The following is a 14,490-nucleotide window of genomic DNA, read 5'->3' as shown; positions in this document are numbered from 1 at the left end:
GGCAGCCAATGGAAGATCAACAGCGTAAACCCATTTTAGAAAAGTTACACTACCCATGCTCGGGCTATAACTGGCAACAAGCATACATCGAATACTTGGCAAAGAAGAGTCTCAGGTTAGTGTAATGTGAAAACGGGGAATAAAGCGTAAATCACTCATCTTAGTATAGAGTTAAAATGAAGATCATCTCTTGCTTGACAACATCTTGAATGTTTGACGTTTTTTTTTAAAAAAATATTTTTTTTGCAAGGTGCGAAATATAAGCTTTATATTTAAAAATTAGGTGTGTCCCTGCACCACACATCACCTCTTTGTGCGCCTCTTAATCCTGGTGCCAGTTTCCCTTGTAACATATAAGGCAATCCACACTTATCACATTTTCCATCTAAATTTTTATCTATTGCTGTTTTGGGATAGCTATAGACCGTTCCTCTTTGTTTGCAATAGAGGAGATGCCCTTTGCAGTGCACTTTACGTCTTTCAGGGGTAATTGTTCCTGCACTTGTATGTTCTCCTATCATACAGTCAACATCTGAGTATACCCATGCTTTAGGACTCATAGGTGCATATTTAGAAGCTTTACACCCATAATACTTTTCACCTCTTCGAACAAATCTATTCGCTATATTGGGATTCTTTAAAGATCCGCATCCACGATTAATGACATCTTGCAAGTCAAAATTCATACTGCTTTGATACGCAATAGCTTCTGCATTTTTACGATTATATCCTTTTTTCAACAGTTGTTCTTTTATTTTATTTTTTATTATTTGTTGCCAGCCATTGCTTGTAAAATCACCAAAAGTTGGTTCTGTTGAACTCCCGTGCCCATAAAATGCAACCGATTTAACTCGAGGATTTAATATAAATTTTGCTATATCATCCCTGCTGGAATCACGAATAACCCAGTTGTATCCATTTCGTTCATACCACTTTATATCCATTTCTAATGGAATCTTCATCGCAGCCATTTGTATGGTAGATGATTTTACTTTTGGATCAATAAATATAATAACAAATTTGCCTGGCTTTCCTTTACGATCAAGTGAATATCCCGTATTCGGAAAGAAGCATACCACTAATATTATTAAATATATTAATTCTTTCAAAGAATCCTCCTGTATTAAAAAAGTATAAAATTCAAGCTGTTTCAAGGTACCCGGAAGGGAATTGGAGTGTATTCAATTCCTTGTGGCTACCTTGAATAATCAGTTTTTCGTCCATCTTCTTCGTTACAGTAAAAAATTTATCCTGAACCAGCAATCACATCACCAGGAAAAATTATCCGCTGCAATATCCCCCCAGGCAGAGGATATTGATGTACCCTCTTTCAAAGCGTTGAAGCTCAAAAAAAGGTTGGTGACATCATCAATGCTCCTTTGTTGAATCTTTTTCACTGCGGCCCATAAGAGCGCCAATTAAATCCACCGGTATTGGGAAAACCAGAGTTGAACTTTTGTCACCGGCAACCTGGGTCAGCGTCTGCAGATACCGTAATTGCATGGCGGCTGGTTGCTGTGACAGTATTTCCGCTGCTTCCATTAACGTTTGAGACGCCTGCTTCTCTCCTTCGGCATGGATTATCTTCGCCCGCCGTTCCCGCTCTGCTTCGGCCTGCCGGGCAATTGCCCGGATCATGTTTTCATTGAGATCAATATGTTTGATTTCAACATTGGTGACTTTGATACCCCAGGAATCAGTTTGGGCATCGAGAATTTGCTGCACATCAAGGTTCAGCCGTTCCCGTTCGATCAGCATTTCGTCCAGCTCGTGTTTGCCGAGTACGGCCCGCAGTGTGGTCTGTGCAAGTTGACTGGTGGCCATCAAAAAGTTTTCTACCTGAATGATCGCTTTTTCGGGATCGACCACACGAAAAAAGACGATGGCATTCACCTGCACTGAGACGTTATCCTTGGAGATTACATCCTGCGGTGGCACATCCATAGTGACGACACGAAGATCCACCCTTACCATCTGTTGAATACCAGGGATAACGATCATCAGCCCAGGCCCTTTCACCTTCCAAAAGCGGCCGAGCATGAAGATGACACCCCGTTCGTATTCACGCAGAATTTTGATCGAAGCAAAGAGAATCAGAACAAGCAGAAGAAAAGGGATATAGACCAGTTGAAAATCGAACATAATCAGGACCTCCGTTTGAGAGAAGAACGAGAAAAATCGTGTATGGGTGAAACATCCACAGTGAGACCATCAAGACGATCAACCCTCACCCTGTCGCCGGGTTGAAAAGATGTCTCTGAATGGGCGTGCCAGTTTTCTCCATGTACTGTCAGCCACCATTCACCATCATTGGCCGGACCGATAATGGTGCCAACAGCACCAATCATTTCTTCGCCACCGCTCACCACCGGTCTTTGAGCACTGCGAGCGGCCAGGCTGCCAAGAGCAAACAGTACGACAACACTGGTAACCCCCAGACCGATGATCAACGTCAATGGAATCCCGAAACCCGGGGCTTCCGTATCCATCAAAAAGACTCCACCGACGATAAAAGCAATAATACCGCCCACGCCGAGTGCACCGAAGCTGGGAACAAATGCTTCCGCCAGCATAAGTAAAGCTCCAATTGCCAGCAACAGCACCCCGGTCCAATTCACCGGCAGCAAATGGAAGGCGTAAAGTGCAATCAAAAGCGAAATCAAACCAGCCACACCAGGGATACCGAATCCAGGCAGGGTAAACTCAAAAAGCAGGCCATAGATGCCGATAATCATGAGAACCAGGGCAACCTGGGGATTGGCAAGTGTTGCCAGAATACGATTGCGCCAGTCCGGATGATAATGCTCAACCACTGCATCCCTGGTAATCAGCACTCTTGTTCCATTCAGCTGTGGGACCTTGCGGTCGTTGAGTTTCGTGAGGAGATCCGTCAGGTCGATGGCAATGAGATCAATTACACCCTGCTCCAGGGCTTCCTGCGACGACAGGCTGGCAGCATCCCGCACCGCCCGCACGGCAAAATCAACATTGCGCCCACGAAGTTGTGCCAGGCCTCGGATATAGGCTGTGGCATCCTCTACGGACTTGGCGCTCATAATATCTGTGGCTGGAGATTTTACTGCAGGACTCCCTGCTGCTGATGGCTGGTTGTTCTTTGGATCGGTTGTGTTATCAGGGGCGGTAGCGGATGGTTCGCGTTGCGTTGCGCCTGGCTGGCGGCCACCGATGCCGATTGCTACCGGAGTGGCTGCGCCGAGAGTAGTCGCCGGAGCCATTGCAGCTATCTGGCTGGCATACAGTATATAGGTGCCGGCACTGGCTGCCCGGGCACCCTCAGGGGCAACAAAAGTGGCGACCGGAACCGGAGATGCAAGAATATCTTTAATGATTGAACGCATTGAGGTATCGAGGCCACCAGGGGTATCTATTTCGATGACTGCCAGTCCGGAGGCATTTTCGGTTGCGCGTTTGAGACCCCGGTGAATATAATCAGCGGTTGCCGGTCCAATAACTCCATCCAGATGCAGTACAAGGACACCGCCACTGCTCATTGTCGATGCCGGGGCAGCTATACTCAGTGCACTTAAAACAAACAGCAACCCAACAACACGTCTAATCCATGAACGCATCCCGTCTTGCATAGAGTGACCTCCCTGGTAACTGAGTCGGGTTCAACGTGAATGATTCTGATCATTGATTCATTCAGTTCTAAATATAAAGGATAAAAACAGTGGGTTGAAAGTCAACGCCTTTGCCTCTCAAGTGAATATCACCTCACGATTTCCTCCCCCTTCCGCTGTCATAGTGATCTCAATACGCCTGGTACTTTTTAAAAAGAGAGCGTTACGGGCAGCTGATGCACGTGTTGTTCTTTCTACTTTGGCAATCACGCCTTATTTTCAAAAATAATATCGATTTTTCAATATGTTACATGTAAACCGTGAAGAGCTGCTGCACGTATTACTCTCATCCAGCACCCTGTTTTCTCTCATTGCGTATAATTAATCTTCAGATTGTCCCCTTCTCTTTACAGATACCACTATATTATATTTGCATTTTGTGTTTATTGTAGAAAAAGTTAAAGAGGCCAGGGATTATTTATACTTTTATGACATAAATGAAAAAATGAGGACAGATGGCTAAACTAAAAAATAAACATTTGACAGTTATTGGCTGGCGAGAGTGGGTAGCCCTTCCTGAGCTGGGGATTGAAGCGATAAAAGTGAAAGTTGATTCAGGAGCAAGATCGTCGTCATTACACGCTTTCGATGTGCAGACATTCGATCGGGACGGGAGCCAATGGGTCCGCTTTAAAGTTCATCCTCTCCAGCGATCACAGGAAAAAAAGATCGTTGTGGAAGCTGAGATTCTTGAGTTCAGGTCTGTTAAAAGCTCAAGTGGTATTGCAAAAATGCGCCCCGTGATAATGGCAGAGATCGAATTTCTTGGTGAAAGATGGCCTGTTGAATTAACACTTGCAAGTCGAGATAATATGGGTTTTAGAATGCTTCTCGGGCGTGAAGCATTTAGAGGACGATTCCTCGTTGATGCTGGAAAATCCTATTATGGTGGCAGGCCAAAACGGAAGAAGATAATGAAGCAGGCCACTCTAAAAAAGAAATCAAAAAAAATTGATTTCTAAATCTCAAAGATAAAGGTACCTATGAAACTGGCTATTCTCTCTTGTAATCCTAACTGTTACAGTACACGCAGACTTCGTGAAGCTGCTCTGGAACGTGGACATAACGTTAAAGTTTTAAATACCCTGAAGTTTGCTATTGATCTGGACCAGGGGCTGCCCGAACTGTATTTCCGTCAAAAGCGTCTTTCTCAATATGATGCAGTGTTGCCAAGAATAGGTTCATCAATCACCTATTATGGAACCGCAGTTGTACGACAATTCGAACAAATGGATGTATTTTGTACGAACTCTTCCGTTAGTATTTCTACTTCAAGAGATAAGTTGCGAAGTTTACAAATACTCAGTCGTCACTCTATCGGCATTCCCCAAACCACATTTGTCAGAGATAAAAAAGATGTTCTCCCTGCAATTGAGCGTGTTGGTGGAGCCCCTGTTGTAATAAAATTGATCGAAGGAACTCAGGGAATCGGTGTTATCCTGGCAAATTCCCTCAATACTGCTGCTGGGATCATAGAACTTTTACAGAGCCAGAAGCAGAGTGTTCTCATTCAGAAATTCATTAAAGAGAGCAAGGGAAGGGATATCCGCGCTTTTGTTGTTGGTGACAGGGTCGTAGGTGCCATGCGAAGAGTAGCTCAAGGACAGGAATTTCGGAGTAATGTTCATAGAGGTGGAATCACTGAACCTGTAAATCTTGACGATGTTTACAAAGAAACTGCTGTCCGGGCAGCACAAATTTTAGGCCTTCGAGTAGCAGGAGTAGATCTTCTTGAAGGGAAAGATGGACCACAGATAATGGAAGTCAATTCTTCACCAGGTTTAGAGGGAATTGAGGGATGTACACAACTTGATATTGCTGGATCTATAATTGATTACATCGCTGCTCAGGTGAATTTTTCAGAAATTGATCTCCGCCAGCGGTTAACCGTAAGCAGTGGTTACGGAGTTGCTGAAATCTATATACCTGAGGGGTCTGAATACATAGGAAAAACGATTAAGGAATCAGGTTTACGAGAAAAAGATATCGTAGTACTGACCCTTCATCGAGATGGAAAAATTATACCTAACCCCAAACCTGTGCGAGAATTAACCGCAGGAGATCGCCTGCTTTGTTTTGGTAAACTCGAGCGAATGCGTGATATGACCCCGGCAAAAATACGTCGGAAAAGGCGTCCAAAAGTGAAAAATTTACCTGAGCTTCCCGTAGCGGATGAAGTCTTTAAAGAATCTGGAAAGATTGAATCCGTTTCAATACCTGCAAATAAAGGGATAACTGACGATGAGTAAACCAGAACCCCAAAAGTCGATTACCGACTGGTTTGGTGAAAAAATTGCTCCAGGGGAATCACGCAATGTTCATCTTGTTATAGGCGAAAGCTATAGCAGTATGAATGTTGAGATACAGATTCACATTCGCCGTGCGATTGAAGACGGACCTGTCGTTTTTGTAACAGCCGCTTTACACGGTGACGAAATCAATGGTTGTGGAGCGGTTCGACAATTGATACAGGATGATGCGTTTCAATTACTGAAAGGGACTGTTGTGTTAATTCCCGTTCTGAATCTGCCTGCCTTTGAACGACACTCCCGCTACCTGCCGGATCGTCGTGATTTGAACCGTTCATTTCCCGGTTCTCCCGATGGCAGCCTTGCCGGTCGAATGGCATTTACAATTTTTAACGAGATCGTGAAGCGGTGTGATTATGGTATCGATTTACACACTGCATCAGTGAGACGAACAAATTACCCTACCGTTCGAGCCGACCTGGATAATCCTGAAGTTCGCAGGATTGCTGAAGCATTCGGATCAGAGATCATAATTAACGGAAAAGGCCCTAAGAACTCCTTTCGCCGGGAAGCATCTGCTGCCGGATGTCCAACTATTATAATGGAAGGTGGCGAGGTTTGGAAAGTAGAACCGGGCATTGTAGAAACTGCAGTTCGTGGAATAAAGAACGTACTGATCGAACTGAAAATGCTGGACAATGAGATAGAAAGTCCTCCCTATCAAATTGTGATTGAGAAATCGAAATGGATCAGGGCAGATCAGGGGGGATTTCTTGATTTTCATATTCAGCCCGGTGATATCGTAAAAAAAGATCAGCCTCTTGCAACGAATACAACCATTATTGGAGAGGGGCAAAGTACAATTTATGCGCCATTCAATGGTGTTGTGATGGGAATGACGAGCCTGCCCTCCATCAGTCCCGGGGAACCTATCTGCAACCTCGGTAAATTACCGAGGAAATACAGCCCTGATAAATTCGAAAAATTGCGTGCAAAAGAAGATGGTCTTGAACAGCAGGTCCTGGAAGAATTAAGCTCCAGTGTTCTTTTAACCGAACCGCCGGAGGAATAAGGACTCCGGAGTGATACCATTCCTATTAAGTTGTGACCATACTAAATGCCATTTTCACTTTCTATTGGCGAATTCAAAGGCAGGGGGATGGGAGACAGGAGAAAGGAGACGGGAAAAGCAAAAGACGGAACAGCGAAAAACTTTTTGCCAACGAATAAAAGCTCTAATCATGCGAATAAAGGCAAAAAACTTTAAGAAGTTACGCTTTTATAAAAAATGCCCTTTTTCGTATGATTAGACCATTTCTATTAAGTTATGCTCGTTTTACATCCTGTTTATCCATTTGTAATAGCCCAAAAAAATTTCCACGCAGTTGCGTTCTCTAGTCAATACAAAATGTAAATGGTATAAGGACTTCGGAGTAACATATAAAATTGGGAGGTGATTGCAGAAACGAACCCTGTAATCACCTCACAATTTTCACATTCCTCCTAATTTTGACAGAACGACACTTGCAAAACTCAATACGAAGAAAAATCCGCACATATCTGTGACTGTGGTCAGGAGCGGACCTGAAACAAGAGCCGGGTCAAGTTTAAAACGTTTCAATATCAGGGGTAACATTCCACCAAGACTGACAGAAACAAGTGTGTTTGCCGCCAAAGCTCCACCAACGACAAGACCCAGCCACGGGTTTCCTTTCCATAAATATGCAACTCCGCCAAGAAGTAAACCGAGCACCAAACCGTTAATTATTCCAATTCTGGCTTCCTTGCCCAACACCCACAGGAGCTCTTTTGGCCGAACCAGACCAAGAGAAAGCTCACGCATGGAGACCGCAACCGCCTGGTTTCCAGAACAACCACTCATGTCACTCACCATTGGTAAAAACACTGCTAATGTAATAACTGCTGCAAGAGTATCCTGGTAGAGAGCAATAACACTGGCCGCGATTATATTGAGGACAATATTCAGGCTTAACCATGACAAGCGTCGCCCCGAACGTGAGAGCAAAGGCATCGTTCGAAATTCTTCACCACCAATAATTCCACTTAATTGCAGAAAAGATTTCGTATGCTGGTCATTATCAGCTTCCTCAATACTTTTGGGCAAAACCACACCCACGAATTTGCCCTCGCTGTTGACAACGGGTGCACCAAATAAATGATGATCCTCAAAAAACTCTTTCAACTCTCTCAGGGTGGCCGTATCTGACACACTGAGAGGTGATTTAATCATGATATCAGCAAGTTTGGTATTTCTTGCGGGAAAAAGAAGATCATGAATGCGAAGTACTCCCACCAGCTGTTTACTCTCATCAGTCACATAAAAATACTGCACATTGTAATCAACATATTCTTCGCGATTTTTTTGTAAATCATCCAGAACATCATTGATTGTACTGTCAGCTGAATATGCAAGGAATTCCGACACCATCAATCCACCGGCGCAGCTTGTATCATAAGCCAGCAAGATCCTTGCTTCTTCGGCATCATGGGGATCCATATTCGACAAAACAGCATCACTTGCACTGCTCTCCATTTCACCGAGTACATCAATGAGATGATCACTGGAGAGTTCCTCCAATATTGCAGTAGCCTGTGCAGACGGCATATCCTCAACCATATCTGCTGCCTGAGCTTCTGGCATGTCTTCTATGGCATCGGCAGCATCTTCAGGGCTTAATAAAGTGAGCAGGCGAAGCCTGTCATTTTCAGAGAGTCTTGAAATAGTCCAGGCTGTATCCTGGGGACTGAGTGTTTCAATGAATTTTGTTAATTCTATCTTTTTTTCTTGTGCTATGAGGTCGCTGAGAATTTCCAGGGACTTATTGTTTTTTACCATTTTTCAACCTTTCTTATTTTGCACATTTACAGTGAAGAATCGCTGGATGAGCACAAAAAGTGCAACACCGAGATATGAAAAGAAACAATACCAGATCATGGCCTTTCTTCAAACGGGAAGATCTCAAACTGAGATTGCTGGTGTGCTGAATCGTTTTAAGAGTACAATTTCACGTGAAATTTGTCGCAACAGTTTTGAGTGGGAGTATAATCCTTCTCATGCTCTGGTCACAGTGACCGCCAGACGGCGGTTTACTGAGAAGGCCGCAAAGCCCAGGCTCGAAGAATTGCAGACTGCACGGACGTGGTTCCGTCCGGATGGCTATGTAAATCAATAAGGTATTGATTTCATGTTGAATTTACTAGAAATCGCTCTCCAACTGGATGAACAAAGACAGGCAGGGGGGAAATCCACACGTATCAACCACGGCAGACCAGATGTCGCCGGAAGCATGGGAAACGCAAACGAGCCGAGGTTTCTTTTCTTTCTGATCGCGCAGACAGTGCAGAACAGCCTCCGAGAATGAAAAAGAGAAAGCGGATTGGAATTGATTTTATTAAACTAAAATTTTCAATTAAAGCAAGCACTCAATCATGCAGGTGATTTCATGGAAAGTCGATCTCAGGTTAAAAAAGTGCGGGAAGTTGAATTATCTTCCTGTTTAGCAGGTCATTCCGATTTAAAACAAAAAGCTCATCAGATTAGAGTTGATCTCACAACGACCTTTCCTTTCGTTCATCGCCTGGCAATCGCGATTTACCATGTTGAGCGAGATGTACTTCAGACGTATGTATATGACGAAGACAAAGACACTGATATTCATAATTATGAAGCGATTCTCTCGAATTGCACTTCACTCAAAGAGTTGGTTGTGGAGCAAAGGGAACGAATTATTAACGATATTTCGATTTTAGATAACAGTAAACATTACCACACAGAATTAATTCGTCAAGCAGGTTATTTATCAAGTGTTTCTATCCCATTAATTATTAACGGACAGCTGCTCGGATTCTTATTTGCAAATTCGAGAAAAAAAAACGTTTTTAATGAAGAAATAGTACAAAGATTACGTCTGATATCAATGATTTTTGCTTTATTATTACAATATAATTCAGAAAAACTAAATGTTTTAAAATCAACTGTTGAATCAATGAAAATAGTTAGTTTTGGTCGAGATCCAGAAACAGCTGAACACCAGCAGCGCATGGCGATATATTCTCTGATAATCGCAAGAGGTGTTGCCTTGAAGTATCAATTAACCGATATCGACATTAATTACATCTATCTGTACGCGCCACTTCACGATATTGGAAAGTTAACAATAGCCGATAACATTTTATTAAAACGTGGCCACCTGACGAAGAAGGAAATTGCAACCATGCAGGGACATGCCAGTAGAGGTGATGAACTTGCAAAAAAGCTGATTAATGCGTACAATCTTGTAGATGTTCCTCATATTTCAATGCTCAACGAAATAATTCGATGGCATCACGAAAAGATGGATGGTTCGGGATACCCAGACGGTCTAAAGCAAGATCAAATACCAATTTCAGTGCGCATTGTTAGTGTAGCTGATGTTTTTGATGCGTTAACGAGTGAACGACCTTATAAAAAAGCGTGGACAAATGAAAAAGCGTTTAATGAGTTGAGAAAACTGAGTGAAAAGAAACTCGATCGAGATTGCGTTAATGTCTTAATAAATGAAGAATCAAAGGTTGTTAATATTCAGAAAGAATTTAAAGACAGGGATGTCCATTGGTAACTGTTTTTGCCTGCGAAGAGAGAGACTGAAAAATCCCCCATAAATGCGGCCAGCGCTGGGCCAGTGCTGTTACAGGTATATAAAATTGAGTGACGATAATGGCAATCTTGTCGATCTTGCAGCTTTTGTCGTTTATCACCCACTCCATTGCTCTTCCCAGACGTCGACCCGGCAGAAAGGATTTCAAGGGACCCTTCAGTGAAAATTTCCCTATACGTTACATTTTTGTTCTTTATTTGGGAAATGATTACAAAGTTGCATGCTGATTACATCTGCTCTGTAAATATTCGATGCGGCATAGGCCACGACAGGTGCGATGACGTTTTTCCTTTTATTTGGCACGAATTTTGCGTAACGAATTATTCAGGGAAAAGAAAACAGGATCGTGCTTCAAGAGCGTGATCCCTGACGAGCAGACAGGTGTGTTTCCAGAGATTGGTACATGGGAGAAGGAAGATGCACTTATATACGACGTGTGATTTAACATTTGAAATTACGGTGCCAACGCCATTTGTGCTGATGCTGCGACCACGCAGTGGTGCGCAGCAATGGATAGTCAGTGAAAAATACATCATCATACCGAGAAAATCGGTATCTGAATTTACTGATACGTACGGGAATCTCTGCCAGCGTTTAATTGCCCCGCCAGGGATCTTTTCCATAAATACCGGTGCTGAAGTAATTTTGGCCGACAGTGTCGATCGAGCCAGGGACGCTCCTTTTGTCGAGATCCAGAATCTGCCCGACGAGGTACTTCTTTACCTGCTTCCCAGTCGCTACTGCGAGACAGAACATTTTGGCAGGATGGCCGCTGACATTACGGAGGGCCAACGGCCTGGCTACAATCAAGTTGCGGCTATCGAAGCCTGGGTGCGAAAGAATATACGTTTTGAATCATGTGGGGATGATTCCCCTGTCTCGGCAACAGAGGTCAATTCCCGACAATGGGGTGTCTGTCGTGATCTCTCCCACCTTGCAATAGCACTCTGCCGCAGCCTGAGCATTCCCGCGCGGATGGTTGTTGGCTATCTTTATGATCTGCATCCTATGGATCTGCATGCCTGGTTCGAAGCGTACCTGGCGGGACGGTGGTATACTTTCGATGCTACTCAGAGCGAAGTGAAAGGTGGATATGTCGTTCTTGGTTATGGTCGTGATGCTGCAGATGTGGCTGTTTATAACCAGTTTGGACCTGCAGCATATCCGACAACCCAGAGGGTCAGGGTAGAGCAAATAGACGATGAATAATTGGAGTAAAGGGAATATCAAATAATCGTTCATCTCCTTCGTTACAGTCAAAAATTTATCCTCGGAGGTAAACGCCAGACTCCGCTATTAGAGTTACAGATGGTAAATTTTCTCCTGTGCCTCAACTCTGAACAAATGCAGGCTGCTTCAAGATACCCGTAAATAAGAGAAACAAAGTGAAGCATAAAGAATTAATACACTTCAAAAAGGAAAGGTTTGATGGAAATATTCAGGAATGATGACCATGAAGGCTTTTATGATGAGCTGATTGACGAAAAAGGTATTCCCCGCCCCGGAGTTGAGTTGCTGGTGGAAAAGATAAACTCACTGCCGGAGGGAGATTTGGTCCTTCGTCAGAAAGCTGCGGAGGCTTTGCTCCTTAAAATGGGCATCACCTTTAACGTGTATGGCCAGAATGAAGGGGCTGAAAAGATTTTCCCCTTTGATTTGATCCCGCGCATTATTCCCAGTAATGAATGGGAGCAGATTGAAGCCGGTCTCAAGCAGCGAATCTTTGCCCTGAATGAATTTATCCAGGATGTCTATAACGACAAAAAGATCCTGAAAGACAAAATTGTCCCTGAAGATCTGATTTTCAGCAGTCGGACATATCGAAAGGAATGTGAGGGATTCACGCCACCCCGCGGGATATGGTGCCATGTAACGGGTACAGATCTGGTCCGAGGCGGTGACGGGTGTTTTTACGTGCTGGAAGACAATCTGCGCTGTCCTTCCGGCGTTTCATACGTGCTGGAGAATCGCCAGGTCTTAAAACGAACCTTTCCCCAGCTTTTTGAAGAGTCCCAAGTGCGGCAGGTAGACGATTATCCTGGTAAATTATTGCAGATGCTTGAATATCTGGCACCAGATGAGATCCAGTCGCCAACTATCGGGATACTTACTCCAGGCATGTACAACAGCGCCTATTTTGAGCACTCCTTTTTATCGCAACAGATGGGCGTGGAGCTGGTCGAAGGGCGCGACCTGGTGGTGTCTGACGGGTTTGTCTATATGCTGACCACCAGGGGCCTGAAACGTATCGATGTGCTCTACCGGCGTATTGACGATGATTTTATTGATCCTGCAGTATTTCGACCGGATTCGCTTCTTGGCGTTAAGGGCCTGATTGATGTGTATAAAAAAGGTCGGATTGCCATGGCCAATGCTCCGGGTACCGGCATCGCCGATGACAAGGTTATCTACGCCTATGTGCCTGAGATTATAAAATATTATACCGGTGAAGAGCCTATCCTGCCCAACGTGCCCACCTATATTTGTCGGGAAGAAAAAGACCGGGCATACGTTCTTGACCACCTCGAAGAGCTGGTTGTTAAAGCTGCCAATGAGTCCGGCGGCTACGGCATGCTCATTGGCCCGCACAGCACGAAAGCAGAGCGAGAACAGTTTGCCAGACTGATTACAGACAACCCGCGTAATTATATTGCCCAGCCAACCCTTTCACTGTCCCGGGTACCAACTATTGTCGGTAATCGCATCGAGGGGCGTCATGTGGATCTTCGGCCCTATATTCTCTTTGGCAAGGATATTTACGTGCAGCCGGGTGGCCTGACCCGGGTCGCATTAAAGAAAGGATCGCTTGTAGTTAACTCATCTCAGGGTGGTGGAAGTAAAGATACCTGGGTTTTGTTACCACATCAATCATAGGAGAAAGGGAATGCTGAGCCGTGTCGCCAATTCAATTTACTGGATGTGCCGATATATTGAACGTGCAGAAAATGTAGCACGCTTTATCGGGGTCAATCTCAATTTATTGCTGGATATGCCTTCGGAAAAGGATCAACACTGGTTACCACTGGTAATGACTACCGGAGATCAGGAGCTGTTTGAGAAAAACGAAACGGACTACAACCAGGAAGCTGTCCTCTGGTTTTTAACCTTTGATCGAACATATCCCAACTCTATTCTCAGTTGTGTGGCTGCTGCCAGGGAAAACGCCCGTTCCATTCGCGAAATCATTTCCTCGGAAATGTGGGAACATCTCAATAATTTCTATCTGGAGCTGATGAAGGAAGAAAGTATCAAGATGGCCCTGCAGGATCCTGATCGATTTTACAACATTATTAAAATGCGCAGCCATCTGTTCACCGGTCTGCTGGACAGCACTATGAGTCACGGTGAGGCATGGAACTTTGCCAGGATCGGAGTGATGATCGAACGGGCGGATAAAACATCACGAATCCTCGATGTCAAGTATTTCATGTTACTCCCGCAGGCAGATTTAGTGAACACCCCCATTGATAACATTCAATGGATATCCGTGCTTCGCTCGGCCAGTGCCTTTGAAATGTACCGAAAAGAGTTTCATAATATAACCCCTCGAAATGTTGCTAATTTTTTAATTTTTGACAAAAATTTCCCTCGCTCCATTTACTACTGTATCGCCAGAGCACAGGTCTATCTGCACCGCATTTCCGGGACCCCCCCGGGGTCGGTCACCAACAGCGCCGAAAAGCATCTGGGCCGAATGCAGGCGGACCTTGAATATACTGATATTGACGAGGTTATTGATTCCGGTCTCCACGAGTTTCTCGACAATCTGCAGCGTCGTTTTAACACGATGGGAGGCACAATCAGCTCAACGTTTTTTAATATCGAACCCCAGATTACCACGACAACCGATAAGCAATCGCAGACACACACGCAATCCTGAGTCCCGGGAAGCAGAAAGAAAGCACATTGTTCAACCGGGAAGCGAAACAATGTCTGGATAAT

At 44.3% G+C, this 14,490-nt stretch carries 13 protein-coding genes; 8 read left to right on the top strand and 5 right to left on the bottom strand.

What is annotated here, in order from left to right; translation table 11 throughout:
* Window positions 1–272 precede the first annotated feature (272 nt).
* The 3 genes from JWG39_RS11210 to JWG39_RS11200 all read right to left on the bottom strand — a co-directional run bounded on the left by JWG39_RS11210 (window position 273) and on the right by JWG39_RS11200 (window position 3,602).
* Window positions 273–1,109: a hypothetical protein gene (locus JWG39_RS11210; protein WP_205219495.1), complete on the bottom strand. Its 837-nt coding sequence runs from the start codon at window positions 1,107–1,109 to the stop codon at window positions 273–275.
* A gap of 259 nt (window positions 1,110–1,368) precedes the next feature.
* Window positions 1,369–2,142, bottom strand: coding sequence for a slipin family protein (locus JWG39_RS11205; protein ID WP_205219494.1), 774 nt, complete (start codon window positions 2,140–2,142; stop codon window positions 1,369–1,371).
* A 2-nt stretch (window positions 2,143–2,144) separates the two neighbouring features.
* Window positions 2,145–3,602, bottom strand: a complete 1,458-nt coding sequence (locus JWG39_RS11200; RefSeq protein WP_205219493.1) for an NfeD family protein — start codon at window positions 3,600–3,602, stop codon at window positions 2,145–2,147.
* A gap of 494 nt (window positions 3,603–4,096) precedes the next feature.
* Here JWG39_RS11200 and JWG39_RS11195 point away from each other — a divergent pair, with 494 nt between their 5' ends.
* The 3 genes from JWG39_RS11195 (at window position 4,097) to JWG39_RS11185 (ending at window position 6,962) form a co-directional block, all read left to right on the top strand.
* Window positions 4,097–4,603 (top strand): ATP-dependent zinc protease family protein, encoded by a 507-nt coding sequence (locus tag JWG39_RS11195; RefSeq protein WP_205219492.1) that lies wholly within the window; start codon window positions 4,097–4,099, stop codon window positions 4,601–4,603.
* 21 nt (window positions 4,604–4,624) lie between these two features.
* Window positions 4,625–5,890 (top strand): RimK family alpha-L-glutamate ligase, encoded by a 1,266-nt coding sequence (locus tag JWG39_RS11190; protein WP_205219491.1) that lies wholly within the window; start codon window positions 4,625–4,627, stop codon window positions 5,888–5,890.
* Window positions 5,891–5,990: 100 nt separating this feature from the next.
* A complete protein-coding gene (locus tag JWG39_RS11185; RefSeq protein ID WP_240192103.1) occupies window positions 5,991–6,962 on the top strand; it encodes a succinylglutamate desuccinylase/aspartoacylase family protein in 972 nt (323 codons plus the stop codon).
* A 420-nt stretch (window positions 6,963–7,382) separates the two neighbouring features.
* Here JWG39_RS11185 and mgtE read toward each other — a convergent pair whose 3' ends face one another.
* Entirely contained in the window at window positions 7,383–8,747 is a 1,365-nt protein-coding gene (mgtE, locus tag JWG39_RS11180) for a magnesium transporter (RefSeq protein ID WP_205219489.1), read from the bottom strand.
* A gap of 46 nt (window positions 8,748–8,793) precedes the next feature.
* Between mgtE and JWG39_RS11175 the strand changes: the two genes are divergently transcribed.
* Entirely contained in the window at window positions 8,794–9,084 is a 291-nt protein-coding gene (locus JWG39_RS11175; RefSeq protein WP_205219488.1) for a helix-turn-helix domain-containing protein, read from the top strand.
* 270 nt (window positions 9,085–9,354) lie between these two features.
* Complete coding sequence (locus tag JWG39_RS11170) at window positions 9,355–10,509, top strand: HD-GYP domain-containing protein (RefSeq protein WP_205219487.1); 1,155 nt, start codon at window positions 9,355–9,357, stop codon at window positions 10,507–10,509.
* Here the strand turns inward: JWG39_RS11170 and JWG39_RS11165 are convergent.
* Window positions 10,484–10,696 (bottom strand): hypothetical protein, encoded by a 213-nt coding sequence (locus JWG39_RS11165; RefSeq protein ID WP_205219486.1) that lies wholly within the window; start codon window positions 10,694–10,696, stop codon window positions 10,484–10,486. The two genes, JWG39_RS11170 and JWG39_RS11165, sit on opposite strands and share 26 nt — an antisense overlap.
* Before the next feature lie 269 nt (window positions 10,697–10,965).
* Here JWG39_RS11165 and JWG39_RS11160 point away from each other — a divergent pair, with 269 nt between their 5' ends.
* The 3 genes from JWG39_RS11160 to JWG39_RS11150 all read left to right on the top strand — a co-directional run bounded on the left by JWG39_RS11160 (window position 10,966) and on the right by JWG39_RS11150 (window position 14,428).
* Window positions 10,966–11,757 carry a transglutaminase-like domain-containing protein gene (locus tag JWG39_RS11160; RefSeq protein ID WP_205219485.1) on the top strand — a complete coding sequence of 264 codons (792 nt, stop codon included), beginning with the start codon at window positions 10,966–10,968 and terminating at the stop codon, window positions 11,755–11,757.
* A gap of 219 nt (window positions 11,758–11,976) precedes the next feature.
* Window positions 11,977–13,422 (top strand): circularly permuted type 2 ATP-grasp protein, encoded by a 1,446-nt coding sequence (locus tag JWG39_RS11155; protein ID WP_205219484.1) that lies wholly within the window; start codon window positions 11,977–11,979, stop codon window positions 13,420–13,422.
* Window positions 13,423–13,432: 10 nt separating this feature from the next.
* Window positions 13,433–14,428, top strand: coding sequence for an alpha-E domain-containing protein (locus JWG39_RS11150; protein WP_205219483.1), 996 nt, complete (start codon window positions 13,433–13,435; stop codon window positions 14,426–14,428).
* Window positions 14,429–14,490: the final 62 nt, after the last annotated feature.

This window comes from Desulforhopalus vacuolatus, assembly GCF_016918505.1.
In the GTDB taxonomy this organism is placed as follows: domain Bacteria; phylum Desulfobacterota; class Desulfobulbia; order Desulfobulbales; family Desulfocapsaceae; genus Desulforhopalus; species Desulforhopalus vacuolatus.
Note: the sequence above shows the minus strand (reverse complement) of the source record. Positions and strands in the feature narration are given on the sequence as shown.